The sequence below is a fragment of the Colwellia sp. RSH04 genome, from assembly GCF_003545765.1.
Classification (GTDB): Bacteria; Pseudomonadota; Gammaproteobacteria; order Enterobacterales; family Alteromonadaceae; genus Colwellia.
In genome coordinates this window covers 361,700-387,327 of record NZ_QXIO01000002.1, presented here as the reverse complement: position 1 = coordinate 387,327, position 25,628 = coordinate 361,700, and the positions used below count along the sequence as shown (strand labels likewise).

The following is a 25,628-nucleotide window of genomic DNA, read 5'->3' as shown; positions in this document are numbered from 1 at the left end:
ACTCGCTTTTATGTTGTCTTTTTACTATTAAAGAAATAAAGTGAGAAAAACGCGAACAACATACCAAATAATGCCCCCCATAAATGTGCATCAATAGCAACATTTGCATTAATTAATGAAGTGACATCTTCACTGGCACCATAAATTTGCTCATGGGCTATTTTAAGCCATACACCGATAAAGAGCAGGTAGCCTGTCTTTTCTTTATTATGTATATCCATCATTGCTCCCCAGACAAAGACACCATGTAATACCCCAGATAAACCAACATATTGAGAAATATCTATAGAGAACAGCAGTAACGCAATACTAGTACCTAATGCGGTAAATAATAGTAGAGCAGGATAATTTCTTAAATTATAAAAATGTCCATGTATCAACCATAGCAGGAAAAGCGCTGATAAATTGAGTAATAAATGAAAACCGTTAGTATGGAATAAGTGGCCTGTAATTAAGCGCCAATACTCACCAGAAAAAATGGCTTGTCGATGGTATATTAGGTTTTCACTTATCAAGTTATCAAATACAAAAGCGAGAATAGAAAGCACAGCAATAAACAGTACTACGGCATATTGTTTAAATAAGAAAGGGAGGTTTTTAAACGTTAACATTATTAAAGAGTAATTTTATTTTTTGAATTAAGGCAACACAGTATACAATGACTTTTTTAATCTTTTATTGTTTTCTATGTCTCGAAATCTTTGTAAAAGCTGTTCTCGTCCAGAAAAAGCCTGCATATGTCAGTTTATAACGCCGCTAGACAATTCAGTTCACGTAGTGATACTACAACACCCAAGTGAAGTAAAACAAACTAAAGGCACAGTATCTTTATTATCAAAGTCGTTAAAAAACTGTCAAACGATTGTTGGTGAAGAATTTTGTCATAATGAATCGTTGTTAACAGTATTGGCCAATTACCATTGTTTTTTACTTTACCCTCAAGAACAGGCACAAACACTAACTAAGCAAAGCTTTACTAGTCAGAACATAAGCGAAAAACCTTTATGTATGATTATACTCGACGGTACTTGGAAAAAAGCTTACCGTATGTTTCAACTCAATACTTTTTTACAGAATTTACCACGTTTTCAACTTCCGCAAGAGTTGGCATCTTCTGGAAAATATTTAATTAGAAGTGTCGCCAAAGAGAATGCATTGTCTAGTCTAGAAGCTTGTTGCTTTGCTCTAGCGTTAATTGAGCAAAATAACTGTACAATCAATGTCCCCAGTAAAGTAATAGACTTAGGTCAATATCAAACGTTACTTAATAAATTTGATCAATTTAACCAATTTCAGTTATCTTTTGTGCCCAAGTCACACCAACCATAATACCTTAATTAGGATTGATTCATGTTAAAAACCACCAGCATTTTTGCGGCAATTTCTTTGATATTTGTTAATCAAAGTGCTCTAGCTCAACAGAATGTTAATAATACGCAGGAGCCTAGTTTAAGTGCCCATGTAAAGCCTAAACAAGAAGTAAGAGAGCCTGAAGCCGCCACCGGTTATGCGAGTAAAAAAACCGTTGTTGGTAATGATTATATGATTGCTACCGCTAATCCTTATGCTTCTCAAGCTGGTTTTAATATGCTTAAAAAAGGTGGTAGTGCAATTGATGCCGTGATTGCAGCGCAATTAGTACTAACGTTGACCGAGCCGCAGTCGTCTGGCATTGGCGGTGGAGCTTTTTTGTTGCATTGGCATGATAAAAGTCAAAAACTAACCACATTCGATGGAAGAGAAACAGCACCACAACGAGCTACCAGTGATTTGTTTGTTGCTGAAAACGGTAAGCCACTACGTTGGATTGAAGCAGTCGTTGGCGGTAAGTCTGTTGGTGTTCCTGGGGTCTTGGCTGCAATGAAACTTGCACATGAAAAGTATGGCAAATTACCTTGGAAAACGTTATTTATTGATGCAATTGAACTTGCTGAACAAGGCTTTGTGGTATCTGCTCGTTTAGAAAAATTATTAGCGATAGGATATAACCCTGGTATTCATTCTTTACCTGAATTAAACCAGTACTTTTTTCCTCATGGTGAGTCGGTAAAGGCAGGCGATATTTTAAAAAACCCTAAGTTAGCAAAGTCGTTAAAAAGTATTGCTAACGAAGGAATAGAGGTGTTTTATCGAGGTTGGCTAGCGAAAAAAATTGTTGCTAAAGTGCAGAATTCAATCATTTCACCGGGGACGCTTTCTTTAGAAGATATGATGAAATATCAAGCAAAACAACGAGAGGCGGTTTGCGGAAAATATCGTCAATATAAAATTTGTGGAATGGCACCGCCAAGTTCTGGTGGAATAAGTGTTATTCAAATTTTGGCGCAATTACAAAGCTATGATATGTCACAATATGATGCCAACTCATTAGAAGCCGTTCATCTACTGACGCAAAGTTTTCGCTTAGCTTTTGCTGATAGGGACAAATATGTAGCAGATACTGACTTTGTTTCTGTGCCAGTAAAAGGCTTGCTTGATAATAACTATTTATTGAGTAGAGCAAAGCTTATTGATCCTAATAAAGATATGGGTAAAGCGATGGCAGGTACCCCCTTTAATAGTCAATTACAAGCAAGTGACAATGCGATTGAAAGGCCATCTACTAGTCATTTAAGTGTTGTTGATCGTGATGGAAACGCCGTCTCAATGACATCGAGTATTGAAAATGGCTTTGGCTCTGCCTTAATGGTGGAAGGGTTTATTTTAAATAATCAATTAACTGATTTTTCATTAGCTCCTAAACGCAATGGTAAACTCGTAGCAAACCGAGTAGAGCCGGGTAAAAGACCCCGTAGTTCGATGGCCCCTATGATGGTTTTTAATCAAGATAATAGCTTGAAACTTGTTATCGGTTCGCCTGGCGGTAGTCGTATTATTAATTATGTAGCTCAAACACTTATTGGTATTTTAGATTGGAATTTATCTGTTCAAGAAGCCATTAATTTGCCTAAGGTTACCAATAGAAACCGTGTAACCACGTTAGAGCAGGGAACTCAGATAGTAGACTTAAAAGAAAAGCTTGAAGCAAAAGGTCATAAAATTAGTGTACGTTCATTAAATAGCGGCTTACAAGCCATAGAAGTTAAGAAAGAACAATTAATAGGTGGAGCAGATCCCAGACGTGAAGGTTTAGTCTTAGCTCATTGAACCAATGATTGTGAAAATAGATCTAAAACAGTTAATAATTAGACAAATAGTCATTTTAAGTTAATAGTTTAATTGCAGGTTTATTTTTTTATTTGAGGATGCAATGGATAGCTTAGAAAAAACGACAGTGACAATTATTTATTACAATGAAAACTGTATAGAATTACAACATGAAGTTAAGACTTACCCTAAAAGTGATTCTGGTAGAGTGATCATCCCGCACGAGTTTAAAGAGGGAAAATCTATTGTTGCCGTTTGTTTAGGAGAAATTGTCATCCTAAATAAAGTGGGTGATAGAGTGATCTCTATTGAGATAGATTCTTAACATTATCACTCGCTATTAATAAATTGATAAAGATGATATTTCATTTGTTTATTTTTCATGTGACTGAAATTATAAATAATGCGAGCATTTAATTGGTAAAGTTACACATTTGAATCTGCGCGTTGGTTACTCTCGTTTTTGTTATTGACTCCCTTTTAATAACTCTATGATAGCGGTGAAAGTCTGCTCATAATTAAGTGAGTTAAACTATAACTTTTAGAAAGCTATTTAAAACTAGTTCACTAAGTTTATTAAATTTAAACATTTTACGTTAAATCAAAATACAATTTCATTATTTGGTGCGATTATTGCTTTAAAAAGAAAATGTGGTGACAAAAATCTGGCAGAGGTAAAGCTAATGAAAAACAAAATAATAAACAAATCTATTTTAGTAAGTTTACTTACTTTAAATACATTCATATTCCCTTTTACAAGTCGTGCAGTAGAAACCTCTGCAGAATTACATAAAGTCGATCAAAGTGGTAGTTATGGTTTTAGTGTCGCAATAGGTGATAATTTTTTTAATGAGCAAGCTTTTAATTGGCAAGTAAGTTATAACCGAATAGAAGAGGTAAATATTACCTGGAATAATGATGATATAGATTTTTCTCTAGATACAATTGATGTTGGACTGAGTTATCGATATTACCCAAAATCTTATAATAAATTTGTTAATAGCTTAATGGTTGAGTTTCAGGTTGGCACCGGTATTGTTGTTACCGAAAATAAGTTTACTTGGCCTGATTTACAAGAAGAAAAATACTTTTCCGAACAAGGCGATATTAATCCTTTCCTTAAATTTTCAATTCATAAAAGCCTTTCAAGAAGTACAACAATGTTTTTAGGGTTTAAGCATTATCCTAGTTACTCAGAGTTTGATGATATAAGTTCAGTCTTTATTGGTTTTAACTATAATTTTGGTAAACAAGATGGTTATTAACAGTAATGTATGTAAATTGCTTCAAACTACTGTTACCAAGTAGTTACAGATTAAAAAAGTTTACTTTGTTAAAATAAAAAAAGTTAAAGCTCAAATTCAAGGTTTATTCAACGATAACCTTGAGGAGAACTATAAAATGCGTGGCTATAAGTATTTAGTATTATTAGCGTTAATAATCAGTGTTACGGCATTACCTGCCTATGCCAGTTGTGATGCCAATGGTGACCCTTTAGTCGATACAGATGGTGATGGTTATAATGACGACATCGATCAATTCCCAGCAGATCCTGCTGAATGGATTGATACTGATTGTGATGGCATAGGTAATAACACTGACCCAGATATTGATGATGATGGTTTAATTAATTCTTTAGATAATAATGATGATGGTGACATTGTTATTGACTTTCACGATCCTTTTCCTCAAAACCATCATGAATGGTTAGATACTGATGGTGATGGGTTAGGTAACAATGAAGATACCAATGATGATAATGATTCAGCCCCTGATTTAATTGATGTATTTCCCTTAGACCCCAATGAAACCATTGATACAGATAACGACAGTATTGGTAATAATGCTGATACCGATGATGATAATGATGGTGTACTTGATGTATTTGATGACTTTCCTCTTGATGCTACCGAGACAGTAGATACAGATTTTGATGGTATTGGCAACAACACTGATACCGATGATGATGGCGATGGTGTAGATGATATTGACGATGCTTATCCACTAAACCCAACGGAATCGGTTGACAGTGATGGCGACGGAGTTGGTGATAATAGTGATTCTGACCGAGATGGTGATGGCATTATTAATGCTAATGATATTTGGCCAGATGATAGCTCTGAATGGTACGACACTGATTTAGACGGTATTGGAAACAATGCCGATACAGATGATGATGGAGATGGTATTGATGATCTAAATGATGATCTCCCCCTTGACCCTACAGAGTCAATTGATACTGATGGAGATGGTATCGGTAATAATACCGATATAGATGATGATGGTGACGGTGTTGAAGACAATATAGATAGATGTCCACTTGACCCATTAGAGCGATTAGATACCGATAATGATGGAATTTGTGATGGACCAGATTTAGATGCTGATGGCGATGGTACCCCAGATCTTTCTGATATATTTCCTTTGAACGCTGCTGAACAGTTAGACACAGACGGTGATGGTATTGGCAATAATAGTGATGCAGATATTGATGGTGATGGCATTATTAATGCCAATGATTTTGCTCCACTTGATAACACTGAGTATGTAGATACTGACGGTGATGGTATCGGCAATAATACAGATTTAGATGATGATGGCGATGGCGTTACAGATGATATCGATGCATTTCCACTTGATGGGAGTGAAACGATTGATTCTGATGGTGACGGTATAGGTGATAATTCTGATTCAGATAGAGATGGTGACGGTATTATTAATGATGATGATGCTAAACCAGATGAAATGTCAGAAACAACAGATACCGATGGCGATGGTATTGGAAATAATACGGATACCGATGATGATAATGATGGTGTACTAGATAATATTGATGCTTTCCCATTAAATCCTAATGAAACTATAGACACCGATGGCGACGGTATAGGTAATAATAGCGATAGTGATGATGACAATGACGGCATTATCGATATAGATGATGCTTTTCCATTAGATCCAGCTGATTATCTCGATTCAGATAACGATACCATTGCTAACAGTTTAGATGATGATGATGACAATGATGGCGTTTTAGATATTTATGATGCTTTCCCATTAAATAGTGCTGAACAATTAGATTCAGATGGTGATTCATTAGGTAACAATACTGATAGTGATGACGATAATGACGGTTTTATTGATATTGAAGATGCTTTTCCAACGAACGTGCTTGAATGGTTTGATACGGATTTAGACGGTATTGGAAATAACTCAGATTCAGATGATGATGGCGATGGTACACCAGATAGCCAAGATGCTTTTAGATTAAATGCCAATGAGCAACTAGACAGTGATGGTGACGGTATCGGTAATAATGAAGACAGTGACGATGATAATGATGGTTTTATTGACAGTGAAGATGCACTTCCAAATGATCCTTTAGAGTATTTGGATACCGATAATGACGGTATTGGCAATGTTGCTGACCAAGATGATGATAATGATGGTGTTATTGATGCACTTGATTTATTTCCATTAAATAGAAATGAAGTCAGTGATAATGATGGTGATGGCTTAGGCGATAATGAAGACAGTGATGATGATAACGATCAGCGTATAGATTCATTAGATGCTTTTCCTTTTGATCCAAATGAAGTAGATGACACCGATAATGATGGTATTGGCAATGTTCTTGATACTGATGATGATGGTGATGGTGTACTAGATTTTTATGACGACTTACCGTTAGATGCAAACGAACAAGTTGATACCGATGGTGATGGCGCAGGTAATAATAGTGATTTAGATGACGATGGTGATGGCATGAGTGATGCCTTTGAATTGCAGTACAACTTTGATCCATTAGAAGAAGCTGATGCCACCTATGACAGTGACTTTGACGGTATTACCAATGGAGAAGAAGCTAGAGCGAATACTAACCCGTTATTAGATGACTATCCACCAGTGATTGCGCCACCACAAGCAGTTCATTTATACGCTAATCATACTTTCACTATGCTTGAGTTATCAGAATTGATAAATAAAACGCATATTTCAGTCGCTGATGGTAAAGATGGCGAAAACTGTTGTAATTTAACTGCCTTAGGTTTTGAAACCGGCGCTAAAAATATTTATTCGGGACTTTATCCAATAACTTGGAGGGCTGTTGATGAAGCTGGAAATATAGCGACATCAGAGCAAGTGCTAAATGTACATCCGTTAGTGAATTTTGCGGGACAACAAACAGTGGCTGAAGGTGGTACGGCGATTGTAAAAGTAGTCCTTTCTGGAGAGTCACCCAATTATCCTTTAGATATTCCCGTTATTATTAGCGGAAATGCAGATGATGCGGATTATCAAATTACTGAAAGTAAAATAACAATAGAGCGGGGCACACAAGGCTATCTTGAAGTAACATTAGCTGATGACTTTCAAGCAGAAGATGATGAACAATTAATACTAACACTTGGAAACGGTGTAAATTCAGGCGTTCATGCTCAACATGTTATTGTTATTACAGAAGGAAATGTTGCACCTAATATGACATTATCAGCAATGCAACAGGGGCTAACAGTTAACACTATCGCTAAAGATGCGGGTGAAGTTGCCATTAATTTGTCAATAGAAGACTCTAATGTAAACGATACTCACGTTATTGATTGGCAATTACCTGATTTTTTAAATGGACAAATTAGTGCGAATCAACAACAAATTTTCTTTGACCCAGCAACGATAACGGTTCCTGAAGAAACGAATAATCTCATTGAGTTTAACGTTACCGTGACTGACAGTGGTGAAAGCAGTAACAGTGGTAATGAATCGTTATCACAAACAAAAGCATTTGCGATAAGCTTGCTCGAAACACTGCCAAGATTGACGACAACTGATATCGACAGAGATGGTGTCAATGATATTACTGAAGGTTTTGCGGACGATGATCTAGATGGATTACCGGCTTTTATGGACACATCAAAAAGTCCATATTTACAACCACTACATGTTAACTCTGCGGTAGTAAAGTTAGCAGAAACAGAGCCAGGTTTATCACTGAGGTTAGGCAAATATGCTCAACAACAACGGTCAGATGGTTTAGCCTTGTCTCAGCTAGAACTGGATAATACAGGGTTGATTAGTCAAGATAATCTAACCCATCAGGGGTATTATTTCGACTTTGAGATACACGACATTCAACCATTCGGCTCGTCAGCACATATTGTTTTGCCTTTAGCGCAAGCAATTCCTGAGTATGGCGTTTACCGTAAATTTAACCAAACAAATGGTTGGGCTGACTTTAAAGAAGACAGTAAAAATACCATCGCTTCCAGTGAAACCATTAATGGTGTATGTCCTCCTCCTCACCATGAACTGTATCAATCAGGACTGAATGCTGGACACTTATGCCTTAGGTTATTCATTGAAGATGGTGGTGTTAACGATAATGATGGCGTAGCAAATGGTGTTGTTGTTGATCCTGGCGGTATAGGGATAGTTGCAAACTCAACCATTGCTAAAGAAACCACGCCAGAAAAATCTAGTAGTGGAAGTTTATCGTGGGTATTTATTCTGTGGTTAGCAGGTCATGTATTATTGAGAAAAAAATACCGTAAATAGAGCTTGTTTAATAGTCTGATACTAAAAACTAAAAACTAAAAAGGTAAAAGTGCTAACTTTTACCTTTTTAGTTATAAAATTAATTATAGCGCTTGTTTTATTCTACTTGGCAAACAAGCCCTTTCAAATAATATCCTTCAGGATAATTAGATGAAATAGGGTGATCAGCAGCTTGTTGCAACCGTTCAACAAAATAAACATTTCTTTTTGCATCTAATGCAGCATCAGCAACAACTTTTTGAAATAAACTTGCATCCATTAAACCAGAACATGAAAAAGTTAATAGTAAACCGTTAGGTTTTAACAACTGCATAGCGAGCATATTGATATCTTTATACCCACGACATGCTCCAGTAAGTTGAGCCATAGATTCAACAAACTTTGGAGGATCTAAGATAATCATATCAAATTGTTGTTTTTCATCTCTATAACGACGTAACAGTTTAAAAACATCTTCTTTAACAAAGCTAACGTCTTTATCTTGGAGGTTATTTAAGGCTAAATTACGTTTACCCATGTCTAAAGCGGGTTGCGAAACATCAACATTAGTAACGGATTTAGCGCCATTTGCTGCACAATGGAGTGAAAAGGTTGAGGTATATGAAAAGCAATTTAAAATACTTTTACCTTCTGCAAATTTACCTGAAGCTAATCGAGAGTCTCTTTGATCAAGATAAAAACCTGTTTTATGACCTGTAGCAATATCAACATGTATCTTAATGCCGTGCTCTTCAATGATACATTCGGTTGATTCTTGCGGAGTTGTTAACCAGCCCGTAACGGGTTCTAACCCTTCTTTTTTGCGTACATCAACATCAGAGCGTTCGTAGATATGACAGTCAGGGTAAAGCTCTTTTAAACAATCCACCAATGTATAACGATGAAAATCTGCACCAGCACTTAATAATTGACAAACGATAAAATTATCATATTTATCAATTGTTATACCGGGCAAACCGTCTGATTCTCCAGCAATAAGCCTATAACCAGTTAGCTTACCTTGCTCGATGAACCAGTCTCTTCGATTTTGAGCATTTTGTAACTTTTTATGAAAAAATTGACGATCAATTTCTTGGTTTTCATCAAAACTCCATACTCTAATTCGTATTTGAGATTCAGGAGAGTATGCACCTTTTGCTAGCCACTTCCCTTTACTATCATAGATGTCGACGGTTTCTCCTAGCATGGGTTTGCCTTTAATTTTGCTCACCGCTTTTGAGAAAACCCAAGGGTGTTTTCTAACTAATGATTTTTCTCGACCAACATTTAAATAAATTCTTGATGACATAGGTCTATACTTATGGTTGATGACAGTTTTTATTACTGTCTAATAGGAAGTTTGTGCCGATTTTAGTCAATGCAGCGACAGGGTGCAATCGATAATAATAACTTAACAGAGCAAGATTAGAGATTATTTATGAACGTAAGCTACATTGCGCATATTTCTGGAAGAGTTCAGGGTGTCTATTTTAGAGCTGCTAGCCAGCAAAAAGCGATAGATTATGGTCTTAGCGGATACGCTAGAAACTTAGCTGATGGCGATGTCGAAGTGTTGATTTGTGGTGAGCAAGCTAAAATAGATGAAATGCTTGATTGGCTATCTCATGGGCCAGAGCAAGCAGAGGTATCTTCTGTTCAACATAAAAAAATACCTTGGCAAGAACATTCTTTTTTCTCTATAGGTTAGTACACGTGCTAACTTTTTGAAAAGCTATTATTTTACAAAAGTAAAACGCTTGAAGGTTTGGCCATCTCTAGAAATTACTTCATCGAACATACTCAATGGTCTAACCCATATATCTTCAGGGCTTTCCTTTGGATGGTACACGACTAAATACTCTTCTGTTTCACTATGCCTAGCAAGATGTAAGACTTGATATAAATTACCTTTGAAGTGTTGGTATGTGCCAGTTTTTAACATAATTACTCTATAGTTAGTGTTAATGTCTTTGAAGACGACTATTTAAAATGGGTCTTTTAATATCTTATCAACGTACCATTCACCGCCAATTTGAACAAATGATAATCTTTTGACGTTTTTTATTCTATCGTCTTGATAATACCCATCAAAATAGAATGTTATAACAGCCGAGCCTTTAAACTGTTCACGCAACTTAACTCCACTATCGTCAGGCTTTATATCAACCTTATCGTAAGATAAATTAAATAGATGACGCGCGACTGCTTGCGGGGTTTGATAATGTAAGACAAGTTTTGCTAATTTTGGAGAGCACACTTTAGCGGCTTTTTTTACATTTCTTTCGTTATAAAGGGCTTCAAAAAAAGCGACGCCAACATTTTCAGGGTTATCAACTTCGGTTATTTCATCTTTTTCTTCAAAACAACCTGTTAATGCTAAAACTAAAAGGAGAATTAAGTATCTACGCTTCATCATGTTTCTATTCTTTCGTATATTAAACGCAATGAAAACATATTAGCGTAGAAAGTATTGAAACGGAAAGTGTTTTACCCTTATTTTATTAACTAAAATTTTATATTAATAAATAAAGATAAAAAAGGCACAATTAAGTGCCTTTTTAAATGTTGTTATGAAAACTATTGTACTAATTCTTTCTCAGAAAAGCTTTCTGCAAAAAGAGGGCTAGATAAATAACGCTCTGCAGAACTAGGTAAGATAACTACAATATTTTTACCTTGGTTTTCAGGTTTTTCAGCTAATCGTTTAGCGGCTACTACCGCTGCCCCAGATGAGATTCCCGCGAGAATACCTTCTTCTTTCATTAATCTGTGCGCCATATTCATAGCTTCATCATTAGAAACAGCTTCAACAGCATTGACCATTTCAAGATCAAGGTTACCCGGGATGAATCCAGCACCAATACCTTGAATTTTGTGTGGGCCTGGTTTTAATTCTTCGCCCGCTAACGCTTGGCTTATCACTTGTGAATCTGTTGGTTCAACCGCAACAGTTGTAATAGCTTTACCTTGAGTAAGTTTAATATAACGACTTGTACCCGTTAACGTACCACCTGTACCAACACCCGCTACAAAAATATCAACATTACCTTCGGTATCACGCCAGATTTCTGGCCCTGTTGTTTCTTCATGAATTTTTGGGTTTGCAGGGTTATCAAACTGGCCTAACAAGACATATTTGTCTGGGTTCGATGCTTCAATTTCTTTAGCACGAGCAATCGCACCATTCATGCCTTTTGCGCCGTCAGTTAATTCAACTTTAGCACCTAAAGCGGTTAATAATTTACGACGCTCTAAACTCATTGTATTAGGCATTGTTAATGTAATAGCGTAACCTCTAGCAGCAGCAACAAATGCTAAAGCAATACCTGTGTTACCACTGGTTGGTTCAATGATTTCTTTTCCTTGACCTAGTAAACCTTTTTCTTCAGCATCCCAAACCATGCTTGCGCCAATACGACACTTCACACTAAAGCTAGGGTTTCTTGCTTCAACTTTGGCGTAAACAGTAGCACTTGGTTGACCATCGCTGTTTTCACTATTAATGACACGGTTTAACTTAACTAATGGTGTATTACCAATAGAAGTAGAATTATCTTGAAATATTGTAGACATATATAAATCCTATGGATTACTTTTATTAATAGGGTAAGGTTAGCTAGTTATGACAAAAAAAGAAGTGATATTTTGTTATAACTTATATAGCAAAATGGAATATTCAGCTCTTTATCTAATATATCTGTTGTCTATTGTTAAAACGATCAATTTTTACTTGTTGATTTGATGAGAAATATAGCAGGCTTCATCAGCTTTCGATAATGAAGCAAGGGCAGGTGATATCTTTCAAGTTGAATTTATAGCGATTGCTTGTACATTCATTACAATAACATTTGGGCGAACATTGGCATGTTAGGAAAGAGCCTAAAATTACATTCTTAAAGATAAGCTCTACTCATACTTAACATTTAATTAGAAATGATAAGCCGTAAACGATGACAATGAATACTTTGGGTTTATTTAACCACAACTCGATTTATTTAATGTAGACTTTTTGTGCAGTAAATATAGTCGATCCCGTGTTGTTTAATAAAAGCAATTGCTGATCTTTTATTTGGTAGCTATTAACTGCGCCTAAGTTCTGCAAAAAGAGACTTTCCTGCTTCATCAGTTTTTCATGACACATTTTTCTTGTAGTCGCCAGCATCGAAAATGATAACGCTTCTTTATTGGTGGTGTAATTTGTATGAAAGTTATTACATCCTGTTGTGCCAGTTAACTTGTTTTTATCAGTGAATATCAACGAAGCTGAGTGTTGCGCTAAAACGCCGATATCGTTTAACTGTATTACTTGCCATTGGCCTAACAATACTTGCTCATTTGATACAGAAGGTAAGGATTGATGCTGATTAGAAACGCAAGCCACCAACAATGATGAAGTAACTATTATTGTTATTAACGATAAGTGTTGTTTCATTTTAGTCTCCAATTAACGATGTTAAGCTTATAAGCTAACTAAATTTTAGCTTTTATGGCATCCATGAATAACTTAGTTTAGTAAAAAATGTTCTTTCTTCGCGCTCTAAATCATTTAAATAATCATCTTGGTAGCTATTATCAGAATAACCTAAGAAAAATACCGTTTGTGGATTCAGTTTATAAGCATAGATTAATTGGCTTGATAAGTTTTTACTCTTTTGAGAAACGTTTATTTCTGGGTTATTGAATTTGTTTCTAGCTATATCGGTATAAACTAAGCTAAGTTTTAAATAACTTCTTACATCGAATTGATATGAAATTCGAAGGTCTGTTAAGTTTGCGGTATAAACATTGTCACCGAGTTCAGGTACTAGGTTGTTAGCATCTAAATTACTGATAGTGTGGGTGATATCAACTTCCAAGTGATTCGTCGCATTCCATGTTAGGTTAGTTGAAAACTCTTGTAGCTCACCTAAACGATCATTGTAGTAATCAATTTTATCACCGACTGTCATATCAACACTCAGGTAAAATCGAGGATGTGGTCTTGCTTTTACATAGATATTTACTTGGTTTTCAGTAAATTGGTTGGTATTCCCATCAATTGCTAAGCTTGTTTTATCGTGCCTTAAACCTACTTTTTCAGCATGGCTTAAGCGAATATCAGTATAAAGCTGTTTAGGCCCATCAATCTCAAAGTTGGTACTAAGGTATCGTTCAATAAATTCATTGTTTTCATTTTCAATATTGTACCAACGACCAGATAACTTGGCTTCTTGCCATAAGCTACCTTGTTCTGAATAGAATCGGCGACCGATACTTGCTTGGTTTTTATGCATATCCACTTTGGTCATGTATCCTAAGTCGGCGCGAAAGTCTTCACCGATATTTTCATGACCTATATGGGCTAACCAATATTCAGAATCGTGATTAAAATCGAGTTTAATCGCTTGGTCAGAAAATTCATCGTCATGTTTACTTCTAAGTGCTTGTTCTGCATAGGTACATGTGGATAAATCATCATCACAAAAGCTACTTGCAAGATCATCAGGGTATTGTGTTTGTGAGCTAAGTACTTGTGCCCTAAACCAGTTTGAATTATTGATGCGGTATTTACCATCAACACCCGTTAAGTAATTATGGTAATTATCAGATTTTCTTAAAGTCGAAATAACGCCAACAGATAAATTGTCATCATGATCATAGCGATAACGTAGAGCACTTGAGTGGCTTTTTTGTGAAAGTGAAGCAATATTAGCACTGAGATTGCCAGGCATTACAAAGTTTGTTTCAGTATCATTCGTTAAAAAAACACCATAGCTATGCTCATTTGAACGCCCAGTTAACTTTGCACCGTAATCAGGATCGGCAATGTTTCTTGTATAAACCAGATCGTAATTTGATTTAAAATAATCACTGTTATCTAAGAAAAACGCTCGTTTCTCATCATAAAATAATGAAAAGGTAGTATTTACACTTAATTGACCTGCATCTGCTTCAACAGTTGAGAAATCAGGGTTTAGTGTTGCGTTTAGGGAGGTATTAGCATCAATGCCCCAACGTAAATCTATACCCGCTTCAATATCGTTATCTTTTTCCCAGTGACTTTGAGGATCATAGATGTTTTTACTTTGTTCACTATTTGCTGTTACAGCAGGGGTGATTCGTAAATTTTTGCCTGTTTTTGCTTGTTTAAAACCAACAGCTTCAGGGTATTGACATAACCAGCAAGGGTTATTTCTGTCTAATGGGACATGAGAGATTCTTAATCGTGTTTCTCTAGGGTAACTTCTCACGAGCTCTATCGCCCATTTTTTTTCTTGTTCGGTTTCTTCAAAATTTAAAATGCTGTAAGGAATAGCCATTTCAACTTGGTAACCTTGATCGGTTATTTTTCCATATGAATACCAGATACCGTCCCATAAATCGTTAGCTTCGCCTGTAATTTCATTAAAAATAGCGTCATTTTGAACACCAAAAGGGTTGACAAAAAACTCATAATTTAACCGTCTGTTATTATGAGGATCTAACTTTATACCCACAATATCATCAAACCATTTTGTATCTCGATCACCTAAAAAACCTTGAATTTTTTTGGGGTCTGGATCATCAGCGATAAAGGCTACGTATATATATTTGCCATTTTCTATGATTTTTGCGGTAGTTTTTATTGGAGAAGGTAAGTTATCCCATGGACTATTAACAATATCTAATGGAACTGAAAGGGCTTTTTGCCACATTTCATCTGATAAATCACCATCAATAGTAATGGATTTATCCTGATACGGAATAGATAAGTTTTTGTTTTCAACCGAAGCTGGGTTAGGAAGTTTAACGGTTAGCTCTGCGGTTTTGTTATTGGCAAACGCAACAGAACTAATTAATAGGCCAGTGATTAGTGTAAAGCTGGAACGACTAAGCTTTTGCATAAATTATCCATAAATTTATTATTGTTTTTAACAGCTTATAAAAGCTAATGAATAAATAGATTGTACAAGTTTATGCTATTAACACAATATTTACTTTATATTTTACTGGCTATCTTGTGCATTATTTAATCCAAGCGTAGCTGAATTTAAGAAAGCCTCTGTGAGTGTCTCTTTCTAATTGGTTAAAATCTTCTTCAGTACCATGATGAGATGAATACCCTAAATAGAATACGGTTTGAGGGTTAATTTTATAGGCATATAATACTTCACTTGATAAGCTTTTGCTGCGTGCGGTGATATCATCAGGGTCTGTATACAAATAATTATCTGGGTTTCTATGAGTATTATTATAAATAAAACTGAACCTAAGAAAACTCATCACATTAAACTGATAAGTGGCTCTAAAGTCAGTTAAGCGAGCAATAAACACATTATCATTAATGTTTTGTCTGTTTTTAGCATCTAAGCTTCGATAAGTTTGTTTTAATTTCATTTCTAAATGTTTGTTTATATTCCAACTGATTTTAGAGCTTAATTGTTGTTTTTCTCCTAAACGATTATTGCGATAATCTATAGCGTCTCCACCAGAAACATGAAAATTTACGTATAAGCCTAGTATCGGTTTAATTTCGCTGAAAAGTGCCCATTGCTTTTCATTAAATAAGTCAGTATTCCCTGTAATAGCTAAGCTACTCTTATCTTTACGACTACCCACTTGTTCTCTGTCAGTGTATGACAGCTTAATATAAGATTCATACTTAGCTCTTAACTGAGTGTTTATATCGAATTCTTTTTCAATTAATTCGCCATTATCGTTATGACTTATATCCCAGTCAGAGTATATTGAAATATCATTCCACCAAGTGTTGTTGGGAGCATACCAACGTCGTTGTCCACCCGTGACAAACTTATTGAAATCAACCCTTGATATAAAGCCTAAATCCCCACGAAATCCTGAGCTTTGTTCGTTATATTTGGCAAAGTAATGCCAAGCACTGTCGGTATGTTCATAGCTTAATTTATAAGCGTGCCCTTTGAAATTATCATTTTCAAGTGTTCTCAAGGCGCTTTCATTGTAATCACAACCATAGAGGTCACAATTATTATTTTCGCTTGGGGGTTGGCACTCTTCTTGATTATCTACATCACAAAACTGTTGATAAAAGTCATCTGGATATTCTGTATTAGATTGCACGAATTGAAATTTAGCGACATCTTCATCATTAAATCTCACTCTACCATCAACACCATTTACAATATTTTTATAATCTTGGGCTGTTCTTAAGGTGCTTATCCAGCCTAAGGTGATTTTATCGTTATAATTGTTCTGGTATCGAAAAGCAGTGGCTTGAGATTCGTCTTCAATTGTTGCAATAGATGATGAGCGGTTACCTGGGATAAGAATGTTTGTTGAACTGTCATCAGTAACAAATACACCAAAAGAGTGTTTGTTGTGTCTTCCGGTCAGTTTTCCACCATAATTAGGCGCATTAATATTTCGTGTGTAAACCAAATTATAATTTGAATCAAAGTAATCAGCATTATCTAAGAAAAAAGGACGCTTTTCTTCATTGAACAAGGCGAAGTTATTATTGATATTCAAGCGAGCATTATCGCTTTCTACTGTAGAAAAGTCAGGATTGAGAGTTGCATTAAGTAAAATATCAGGTGTAATCCCCCAACGTAAGTCTAAACTGGCTTCAACATTATTGTCTTTATCCCATAATGTGTCGTCATCTTCATTAATAGTTTCATCACTACTTGCCACGAGTGATGGTGTGATCATTAAATTATTACCCTGTTTAGCTTCTTGAAAGCCAGTTGCCTTTGCTAATTGGCATATTTCACATTTATTGCCACGTAGTAATTTAATATTAGATATTCTAAGATTTTGTTCTCGAGGGTAAAAACGTACAAGCTCAATCCCCCAGGTTTGTCGTTCAAGTTTTTCATTGAAATTTAACATACGTAAAGGCAAAGCCATTTCAACAATATAGCCTTGTTCGTTTATTTCACCTGCGCTATGCCAAATACCATCCCAAGCGTCGCTTTCACTATTGGTAACCTCATTTTCAATACCATCAATTTGTACGCCCAGCGGGTTAACCATAAATCGATAAGCACTGCGTTGTTCGTTGTAGGTATCAATTTTGATTCCAACAAGATCGTTACCCCAAGCACGGTCTCGGTCTTTTAAAAAGGCTCTGATTTTTTTGGGGTCAGGATCTTTAGCAACAAAGGCAATATAAAAGGTTCCACCATCTTCCATGAGTAAAGCTTCAGTACCGATAGGGCTTGGTGTGTTATCAAAAGGTCTAGTGACTATATTAATATCTACTCGTTGTGCCATTTGCCATTGTGGCTCATCAAGTTTGGCGTCGATAGTTATCTCACCTTTGACGGTAGGAATATTAAAGTTTTTATTAGAAATAGTGGCTTGGTAAGCGTAGCTAGAATGATGAAATAAAATTAAAAAAGCAAATAAAACAGCATGTTTACTCATATAAAACGCCAAAGCTCCAATTTAATTATATAGATTAAACTAAATGTATTTTGTACAAAAATGATTGAAGCTATGTTGTTCAATAATGAGAGTTATGTCAAAGCAAACACGATAATGCGCATGAATAATAAGATAAGTGTTTTATGCTTGTGTAAAATTACTAACAATATATTATTGCTAACCAACTAAATGTTAATTTTATATGGTACTTACCATGCCTTTTACCTTACTAGATTTTATTGGGATATTGGTTTTTCTAATATCGTGGTTTGGCTATACTGCCTTTGCAAAAAAGAAAGCAAAAACAACGGACTGTATAGCAAGATCTTTACACCAGCATCGTATTCATTGGATGTATGAGGTTATTAAAAAAGATATTCGCGTTGGTGAGGCTGCCTTGTTAGCAAACCTTGAGCGAAATATTGCTTTTTTTGCATCGAGTACTTTATTGATTTTAGCTGGTTTATTTACGTTGTTTGCTAAAATTGATACGTTAGCGAATGTAATTGCTTCTTTTCCATTTACTAACTCAGTTTCGCAAATAGTTATTCAAATTAAACTCGCCTTACTCGTATTCATTTTTGCTTTGTCATTTTTCCAGTTTACTTGGTCAATGAGGCAGTATGGTTTTTTAAATGTCATGGTGGGAGCGTTACCGATTGATTTGTCTGGCGGTAATGACAATCTTAAGGCTTATGCTTTGCAAATGGCTGTAGTACAAGATCAAGCCGCGCATTCGTATAATTATGGCTTGCGTTCCTATTACTTTGCACTGGCAGCTATGTGTTGGTTTTTTCATCCGCTATTATTAGCAGGTATGAGTCTCTGGGTAGTTTATACTCTTTATAGTCGAGAGTTTAACTCTAAAGCCGTTCGTTCAATCACTATCGGACAAAAAATACTTCATGAAGAAAGAACAAAGCTAGATGAGAGTAAGGTGAATTAATTGTCCCAAGAATATAAACATTATTCTGTACACGATTTTGACAAGTTTGACTGTTTAAAGGTATCTATTAGAGTCTATGTGGTATTAATTTATATCTTACGTGGTTATCTTGTTTGGCTGATGTCGGTAACAAACATGCGTGATAGGGTGGGCATTATACAATGGTTATATCCTGAGCAGAGTTTATTCTTTTTAAGCCTTTTTTCAGGTTTAATAGGCTTATTTGTGGTACTAATACTCAGTTTACGTCGACCTAATGCACCACAATGGATAAAAACTATTTGGCCACATTGTCGTAGTATTTTAATAATTGCGCTGTTGTTTGATTATTTAATTAACCTTGTTGGTTATTTTCAATGGCAATTATTTTCACCCTTATGGCTTACAGTGCAGGGGGCAATAGTAATATTCCTTATTTTACTGTGTTACAACAGTGATAGAATGAACATAAACTTGAGAGAGTTCCCTGAACCACTCCCAGAAAAATAACAGCTGATAGATAAAAAGGTAAATTAGTGCACAATTCTGACAACGCAATGCCATTACAAGAAGAACGCTTAATCATATTAGATACGGAAACTACGGGTATAAACCCAAGGGAAGGGCATCGTATTATAGAGATTGGTTGCGTAGAAATGGTTAACAGGCAATTAACAGGTCGAAATTATCATGCCTATATAAAACCCCTTGATGCGAAGGGGCAAACACTTGTTATGGAACAAGAAGTAATTGATGTTCACGGTTTAACAAATGATTTTTTAGAGGATAAGCCTAACTTTTCTCAAGTAGTGCATGAATTTATCGATTTTATTCGAGGTGCAGTATTAGTTATTCATAATGCTAAGTTCGATGTTGGTTTTATGGATCATGAATTTGCATTGTTTAACTCGATTAATCGAGCTCAAGATAAGGTGCCAATGACCCATGATATATGCACTATTATCGATACCTTACATGTTTCTAAAGACGAATTTGGCTCACCGAAAACACTCGATTATTTAGCAAGATTTTATCGAGTAGATAAATTAGTTGACCGTACTTATCACGGGGCGTTAATCGATGCGCAATTGCTTGCTTTTGTTTACATTGAGATGACACGAAAGCAGTCAACATTTAATTTATCTGCTGGTAGTGATGAAAATACGAATGCTGATGATATAAGAAGATTGACTGATAATAGGAATAAATTAAAGATTATTAAAGCGTCTGCCGATGAAAAGGAAGCACATAAAGATAGATTGAACATAATAAAAGAAAAGGGCGGGCAACCACTTTGGAAATATTGATAAAGCGACTTACCTCACTTTCAAGTCATGTTAAATCATTGACTATTCTTTTTATAATGATTTTTAGTCATCATTTATCGGCTGCATCAAGTAGTAACAAGAAAGATATTATTAATAAAGCAGCGGTTGAGTATTTACAGACGGATAATAAAACTAATCAAATACCTTATTTTGACAATCGCTTTAGAATTGATAGTGAATTAGAAGAGATAACATTAATCTTTTATCGTAAACAGGGTAGTGTCCCCATTATTTTAGTTCGCCCTGATGGTAGTAAACTCAGAGTTAACAGCTTCGATAGTGAAAAAGTTCAGTGGTTTGATGATCGTACGTTCGATATGATCAAAATAAAAAAACCTATGCCAGGTCCATGGCAAGCAATTGGCGATATTTTACCTAATAGTCAAATACTTGTTGTTTCTGATGTCACTATTAGAGTAGAGCCATTACCTAACATTGTTTTTTCTGGTGAAACACTTAAAGTGGAAGGTCGCTTATTTAACGGTGAAAAGGCTATTGATAGCCCAAGCTTTAAAGCGGTTGTTAACTTAGATGTGAATTTTTACAGCACAAACAATTCAAGTTACGATAATTTTGGCGCTGATGCGATAAAAGTGACTTCATTTAGAGACGATGGTCGAGGATTAGATGAATATGCTAATGATAGTACCTTTACAGGTGAGTTTGTTTTAGATTTTGCAGCAGGAGAATGGCAGCCGGTATATTTGGTTAAATTACCTATGGCAACACGTGAGCTTCGTCAATCAGCAATTATGTTATTGCATACTCCTGTAGATATAAAAGTTGAGGAATCAACGAGTGAAAAAAAACCGCATGTATTGCACTTAACCATAGATGATACTCATGTAGACCCAGACAGTTTAATTTTCCAAGGTAAAGTGACTTTTCCAGATAGGCAAGTAGAGCCATTTTCGATAATGGAGTCTTCGGGTGTATCGAGACAAAAAGAGATTGAATATACTGAATCTGGTTTATATCGAGTTAATATTAGTGCGTTTGGTAAAACAAAGGATGGCCGTGAATTTCGACTTGTGATGAAAGAACATACTTTCAACATTAAACCTGAAGAGATAAATGTCTTAGTACCAGATTTAAATGAACCTGATACCGCAGTTAATACTTTTGAAGAACAGCAAAAAGCAAAGCAAGCAGCCTTAAAAGAAAAAGAAATCGCGTTAGAACAACAAAAAGCACAAGCAGATCACAATATCCTTATCATTGTTATAGGTAATGCAGTTATTATTATAATAGCGATATTAACTTTCTTTGGCTTACGATTTATAAAGAAAAAGCGTAGTAAGTAAATATAAACAATCTGGATAGGGTAATTAACCCCGTCATATTTTGCCTAAAATATGTTTGTAAAACCATCATTTTGCACATCAAATGCTCAGACGAACATTTTTATTAAAAAAGGGGTTGACTGCGACGTCTCATAACCGTATTATCTCGCCGCATTCAACGACATGTTGTTGAATGCAGAGCAAGATCGCGGAGTGGTAGTTCAGTTGGTTAGAATACCGGCCTGTCACGCCGGGGGTCGCGGGTTCGAGTCCCGTCCACTCCGCCAATTTTGTTTATTCATCATTATGATGCGATAGGAATATCGTTAACTATTCAAAAGCAAGATCGCGGAGTGGTAGTTCAGTTGGTTAGAATACCGGCCTGTCACGCCGGGGGTCGCGGGTTCGAGTCCCGTCCACTCCGCCAATTTTGTTTATTCATCATCGTGATGCGATAGGAATATCGTTAACTATTCAAAAGCAAGATCGCGGAGTGGTAGTTCAGTTGGTTAGAATACCGGCCTGTCACGCCGGGGGTCGCGGGTTCGAGTCCCGTCCACTCCGCCAATTTTGTTTATTCATCATCGTGATGCGATAGGAATATCGTTAACTATTCAAAAGCAAGATCGCGGAGTGGTAGTTCAGTTGGTTAGAATACCGGCCTGTCACGCCGGGGGTCGCGGGTTCGAGTCCCGTCCACTCCGCCAATTTGCTAAATAAAAAATGTCATTTCTGTTATATACTCCTTCAAACACATTAATTTATTTATACTATTTGCTGATATCAACTTCTGATCGTTACATCCTATATTTATTTCACAAAATTTGCTGAACTAAGACTCTTTAGAGGCTACTCAGTCTATTAGCTTTCATTTCTTTCATGGTTGAGCTTTATCGGAACCCTTATAAGAAAGTGATCTCTTAGCTACAATTTAAAGGCTTAAAAGCAAAAGTTACACGTTCAAAACATAATCTAAGTACCTACTCCATTCTCTGCAATGCATTGATTGCAGAGAATGAATATTCCCTTGTCAAAATCAATAACGATGTATATAAGCCTTTAAAACTAACCCTTTGGGATCGCATGTACACCAAGGTAACTTCATAAAACTTGTTTGATGCAGAAAAGCTAAACCACACAAATTTATATTTGTTTTAATGTCTGTCGCCCATGCCCGTTATAAGTGGTCACTTCTTTACGCAAAATAATATTATTAATAGTGATGTAGTACTGTTTGGACTTCCCAGATTTCACTAGACAGTTCAAGTGTTTTAAATTTGCAAATTTAAATAATATTTTAATAAGTTGCTCTATTTAAATGTAACGATTATTGTTAATTTTTTAAAAAAATGAAAAAATAACTTGAAATAGTGGTACGACCAGTGCTTTAATCATTGTTATAAATTATATAATTCTCACAATAAGTGATTGGAGTTTTTTCATGCTAACTTACAAAGCACCTGTAGCAGATATCAATTTTTTACTAAAAGATGTATTTGGCTATTATTCTCATTACGAGAAATTTCCAGAGTTTGAAGAGGCCACTCCTGATTTAGTTGACGCCATTTTTCAAGAATGTGCGAAATTCTGTGAAAATGAATTACTGCCTCTATACCAAAGTGGTGATAAAGAAGGTTGTCAGTTTGATAATGGCAACGTTACAACACCTAAAGGTTTTAAAGATGCTTATCAAAAGTACGTTGAAGGTGGATGGCAATCATTATCTCACCCATTAGAGCATGGTGGTCAAGGTTTACCACCATCTTTAGGTATGGTTAAGTCTGAAATGATGGGGACGGCGAATTGGTCTTGGGCAATGTATCCAGGTTTAAGTCATGGTGCAATGAATACGGTAGAAACTCATGGCACTAAAGAGCAGAAAGAACTATACCTGACACGTTTAACAGAAGGAACGTGGACAGGCACAATGTGTTTAACTGAACCGCAATGTGGTACAGATTTAGGTCAAGTGAAAACCAAAGCAGTTCCTAATGGTGATGGCACTTATAATATTACGGGTACTAAAATTTTTATCTCTGCTGGTGAGCATGATTTAACAGAGAACATAATTCATATTGTGCTAGCTCGTTTACCAGATGCGCCTGCAGGAACCCGTGGTATTTCTTTGTTTATTGTGCCAAAAATACAAACTGATCAACAAGGTAACTTAGGCGAAGGAAACAACGTCACATGTGGTTCTATTGAAGATAAAATGGGTATTAAAGCATCTGCCACCGCAGTGCTTAATTTTGATAATGCACAAGGTGTCTTAATTGGGCCTGAAAATAAAGGCTTAGAGTGCATGTTTACCTTTATGAATACGGCTCGTATAGGTACGGCTCTTCAAGGTGTTTGTAGTGCTGAATTGGCCTATCAAAACTCTTTAATTTACGCAAAAGAACGCCTCTCTATGCGTTCATTAACGGGTAAGAAAAACCCAGAGCAAGTAGCTGACCCTATTATTGTTCATCCTGATGTTCGCAAAATGCTAATGACTCAAAAAGCCATATCTGAAGGTGGTCGTGCAATGATTTACTATGCAGCGAAGTTAGTTGATGAAATTGAAATGGCAAAAACGGAAGAAGATCGTCAAAAAGCAGATGACAAACTTGGTTTCATTACACCAATCCTAAAAGCTTTTTTAACTGAATTAGGTTTAGAAAGTGCCAATAACGGTTTACAAATTTTTGGTGGTCACGGTTATATTAAAGAATGGGGAATGGAGCAAATTGTTCGAGATGCAAGGATTTCTACATTGTATGAAGGAACAACAGGCATACAAGCTCTTGATTTATTAGGTAGAAAAATACTGCTCACCCGTGGTAAGTCATTAAATACTTTTACTAAAGAAGTGTTATTATTCTGTAAAGATAAAAGTGTATTGTCGAAGAACCCGCATAAACGTCAAATGAATAAATTTATCTGGCCTTTAAGTAAAGCCGTTGCAAATTGGCAACAATACTCACTTCGCCTTGCACTTAAGGCTAAAAAGAACCGTGATATTGTAGGCTCTGCTTCGGTAGATTATTTGATGTATTCAGGTTATATCGTAATGGGATATTTTTGGGCTCAAATGGCGCAATCAGCTTATGAAAAACTAGCCACTGATGTGGAAAACAGAGATTTTTATCGTGCTAAAATAAAAACGGCAGAGTTCTATTTTAATCGAATGCTTCCGCGAACTAAATCTCATGCTAAAACTATGATGGAAGATCCTAAAACCTTAATGCAATTAGATCCAGAGTTGCTTTCATTTTTGTAATGAGTGATTAACCTAAAATCAAAAAACGCACAATGATATTGTGCGTTTTTTATTGCCAAAAATTCGTACAAATTTATTTAACTCCGATAACCCAACTAATTATTTTATTGGTGGTTAATTTGACCTCTTCTACATTTTTTTCATGACTTTGTTGTTTTGCAAGTAAACTATATTTAAGCTGCGTAAAAATAGTTCTCATTAATTTTGCATCAAGTTCAGGATCTACTTTATTGAAAAACTTACATATATGCTCAAAAGGAAGTAACTGCGCTTGCTCATGCAATTGCGCTAACTCTCTTAGAACAGGACTTACCTGTATTTCTGTAAATAATAGCTGTTCTACAGCAAGTGATTTAGCTTGGTTTTCAATATGATCAAGTAAATAAGCCGTAGTCATTTCGGTGAGCTGCTGGCAAATAGTGGCTTTAACTGTGCTTTTTCTTAAACTCGTTTTATCTGTAGCATTCAACAAACTGAATGCTTGTTCAAGTACATTATCACTACGTGATAAAATTTTCTCTGAATTATGTTTAAAAGCTTGCTGTATTAATTCTTGAATATCTTTGAAGTAATAGGTCGTTAAAGATAGCTGTAAATCTGCTTCAAGGGCAATAGCTCGATGAGTAGTTCCTTTTATGCCCTTTTGTGCAAGAACTTCGATAGTAGCATCTAAAATTCTTTCTCTTGTTCTCTCGCCTTTAGTGCGCCTTGTTGGTGACGACTTTATAGGCTCAGGAATAATACTTTCAGTGTTTAACAGCGTCATAAATTTGTTACTTAATCATAAT

The 25,628-nt window shown here is 35.7% G+C and carries 20 protein-coding genes and 4 tRNA genes; 15 read left to right on the top strand and 9 right to left on the bottom strand.

Translation table 11 applies throughout. The features are described 5' to 3' along the window. Positions 1-8 precede the first annotated feature (8 nt). Complete coding sequence (rrtA, locus tag D1094_RS05265; RefSeq protein WP_182440097.1) at positions 9-611, bottom strand: rhombosortase; 603 nt, start codon at positions 609-611, stop codon at positions 9-11. Positions 612-687: 76 nt separating this feature from the next. Between rrtA and D1094_RS05260 the strand changes: the two genes are divergently transcribed. From D1094_RS05260 to D1094_RS05240, 5 genes are all read left to right on the top strand, one after another. Then, positions 688-1,329 carry a tRNA-uridine aminocarboxypropyltransferase gene (locus D1094_RS05260; protein ID WP_118959124.1) on the top strand — a complete coding sequence of 214 codons (642 nt, stop codon included), beginning with the start codon at positions 688-690 and terminating at the stop codon, positions 1,327-1,329. A 21-nt stretch (positions 1,330-1,350) separates the two neighbouring features. Continuing rightward, positions 1,351-3,147 carry a gamma-glutamyltransferase gene (gene ggt / locus D1094_RS05255; RefSeq protein WP_118959030.1) on the top strand — a complete coding sequence of 599 codons (1,797 nt, stop codon included), beginning with the start codon at positions 1,351-1,353 and terminating at the stop codon, positions 3,145-3,147. Positions 3,148-3,250: 103 nt separating this feature from the next. After that, positions 3,251-3,472 carry a TIGR02922 family protein gene (locus D1094_RS05250; RefSeq protein WP_118959029.1) on the top strand — a complete coding sequence of 74 codons (222 nt, stop codon included), beginning with the start codon at positions 3,251-3,253 and terminating at the stop codon, positions 3,470-3,472. Positions 3,473-3,830: 358 nt separating this feature from the next. Continuing rightward, the gene (locus D1094_RS05245; RefSeq protein ID WP_118959028.1) at positions 3,831-4,412 is read left to right on the top strand and encodes a hypothetical protein; all 582 of its coding nucleotides are present in this window, start codon (positions 3,831-3,833) and stop codon (positions 4,410-4,412) included. A 136-nt stretch (positions 4,413-4,548) separates the two neighbouring features. After that, complete coding sequence (locus tag D1094_RS05240; protein WP_118959027.1) at positions 4,549-8,697, top strand: thrombospondin type 3 repeat-containing protein; 4,149 nt, start codon at positions 4,549-4,551, stop codon at positions 8,695-8,697. A 97-nt stretch (positions 8,698-8,794) separates the two neighbouring features. Here D1094_RS05240 and D1094_RS05235 read toward each other — a convergent pair whose 3' ends face one another. After that, the gene (locus tag D1094_RS05235; protein WP_118959026.1) at positions 8,795-9,985 is read right to left on the bottom strand and encodes a class I SAM-dependent methyltransferase; all 1,191 of its coding nucleotides are present in this window, start codon (positions 9,983-9,985) and stop codon (positions 8,795-8,797) included. 129 nt (positions 9,986-10,114) lie between these two features. Between D1094_RS05235 and D1094_RS05230 the strand changes: the two genes are divergently transcribed. Further along, a complete protein-coding gene (locus D1094_RS05230) occupies positions 10,115-10,384 on the top strand; it encodes an acylphosphatase (RefSeq protein ID WP_118959025.1) in 270 nt (89 codons plus the stop codon). A gap of 27 nt (positions 10,385-10,411) precedes the next feature. On the opposite strand, the gene D1094_RS05225 is transcribed toward D1094_RS05230, so the two are convergent. The 6 genes from D1094_RS05225 to D1094_RS05200 form a co-directional block, all read right to left on the bottom strand. Continuing rightward, on the bottom strand, positions 10,412-10,618 hold the full coding sequence (locus tag D1094_RS05225; RefSeq protein WP_118959024.1) for a DUF1653 domain-containing protein: 207 nt from the start codon (positions 10,616-10,618) through the stop codon (positions 10,412-10,414). A 42-nt stretch (positions 10,619-10,660) separates the two neighbouring features. Continuing rightward, positions 10,661-11,092: a hypothetical protein gene (locus D1094_RS05220; protein WP_118959023.1), complete on the bottom strand. Its 432-nt coding sequence runs from the start codon at positions 11,090-11,092 to the stop codon at positions 10,661-10,663. A gap of 161 nt (positions 11,093-11,253) precedes the next feature. Next, complete coding sequence (cysK, locus tag D1094_RS05215) at positions 11,254-12,249, bottom strand: cysteine synthase A (protein ID WP_118959022.1); 996 nt, start codon at positions 12,247-12,249, stop codon at positions 11,254-11,256. A gap of 418 nt (positions 12,250-12,667) precedes the next feature. After that, the gene (locus D1094_RS05210; protein WP_118959021.1) at positions 12,668-13,108 is read right to left on the bottom strand and encodes an META domain-containing protein; all 441 of its coding nucleotides are present in this window, start codon (positions 13,106-13,108) and stop codon (positions 12,668-12,670) included. 52 nt (positions 13,109-13,160) lie between these two features. After that, a complete protein-coding gene (locus D1094_RS05205) occupies positions 13,161-15,539 on the bottom strand; it encodes a carbohydrate binding family 9 domain-containing protein (protein ID WP_118959020.1) in 2,379 nt (792 codons plus the stop codon). A gap of 121 nt (positions 15,540-15,660) precedes the next feature. Then, the gene (locus D1094_RS05200; RefSeq protein ID WP_118959019.1) at positions 15,661-18,042 is read right to left on the bottom strand and encodes a carbohydrate binding family 9 domain-containing protein; all 2,382 of its coding nucleotides are present in this window, start codon (positions 18,040-18,042) and stop codon (positions 15,661-15,663) included. A 214-nt stretch (positions 18,043-18,256) separates the two neighbouring features. On the opposite strand from D1094_RS05200, the gene D1094_RS05195 reads away from it, so the two are divergent. The 9 genes from D1094_RS05195 to D1094_RS05155 all read left to right on the top strand — a co-directional run bounded on the left by D1094_RS05195 (position 18,257) and on the right by D1094_RS05155 (position 24,840). Then, on the top strand, positions 18,257-18,988 hold the full coding sequence (locus D1094_RS05195; protein WP_118959018.1) for a DUF599 domain-containing protein: 732 nt from the start codon (positions 18,257-18,259) through the stop codon (positions 18,986-18,988). Next, positions 18,989-19,477 carry a DUF2919 family protein gene (locus tag D1094_RS05190; RefSeq protein WP_118959017.1) on the top strand — a complete coding sequence of 163 codons (489 nt, stop codon included), beginning with the start codon at positions 18,989-18,991 and terminating at the stop codon, positions 19,475-19,477. It abuts the gene before it with no gap. 47 nt (positions 19,478-19,524) lie between these two features. Further along, positions 19,525-20,274, top strand: coding sequence for a DNA polymerase III subunit epsilon (gene dnaQ, locus D1094_RS05185; RefSeq protein ID WP_118959123.1), 750 nt, complete (start codon positions 19,525-19,527; stop codon positions 20,272-20,274). After that, entirely contained in the window at positions 20,262-21,599 is a 1,338-nt protein-coding gene (locus D1094_RS05180; RefSeq protein WP_259337823.1) for a TIGR03503 family protein, read from the top strand. Before dnaQ ends, D1094_RS05180 begins: the two co-directional genes overlap by 13 nt. 189 nt (positions 21,600-21,788) lie before the next feature. Continuing rightward, positions 21,789-21,865, top strand: a tRNA-Asp gene (locus D1094_RS05175). A gap of 63 nt (positions 21,866-21,928) precedes the next feature. Next, positions 21,929-22,005: transfer RNA gene (locus tag D1094_RS05170), tRNA-Asp, on the top strand. 63 nt (positions 22,006-22,068) lie between these two features. Next, positions 22,069-22,145, top strand: a tRNA-Asp gene (locus D1094_RS05165). Positions 22,146-22,208: 63 nt separating this feature from the next. Continuing rightward, positions 22,209-22,285, top strand: a tRNA-Asp gene (locus D1094_RS05160). A 734-nt stretch (positions 22,286-23,019) separates the two neighbouring features. Beyond that, complete coding sequence (locus D1094_RS05155; RefSeq protein ID WP_118959016.1) at positions 23,020-24,840, top strand: acyl-CoA dehydrogenase C-terminal domain-containing protein; 1,821 nt, start codon at positions 23,020-23,022, stop codon at positions 24,838-24,840. 73 nt (positions 24,841-24,913) lie between these two features. Here D1094_RS05155 and D1094_RS05150 read toward each other — a convergent pair whose 3' ends face one another. Next, positions 24,914-25,606 carry a TetR/AcrR family transcriptional regulator gene (locus D1094_RS05150; protein WP_118959015.1) on the bottom strand — a complete coding sequence of 231 codons (693 nt, stop codon included), beginning with the start codon at positions 25,604-25,606 and terminating at the stop codon, positions 24,914-24,916. Positions 25,607-25,628 lie beyond the last annotated feature (22 nt).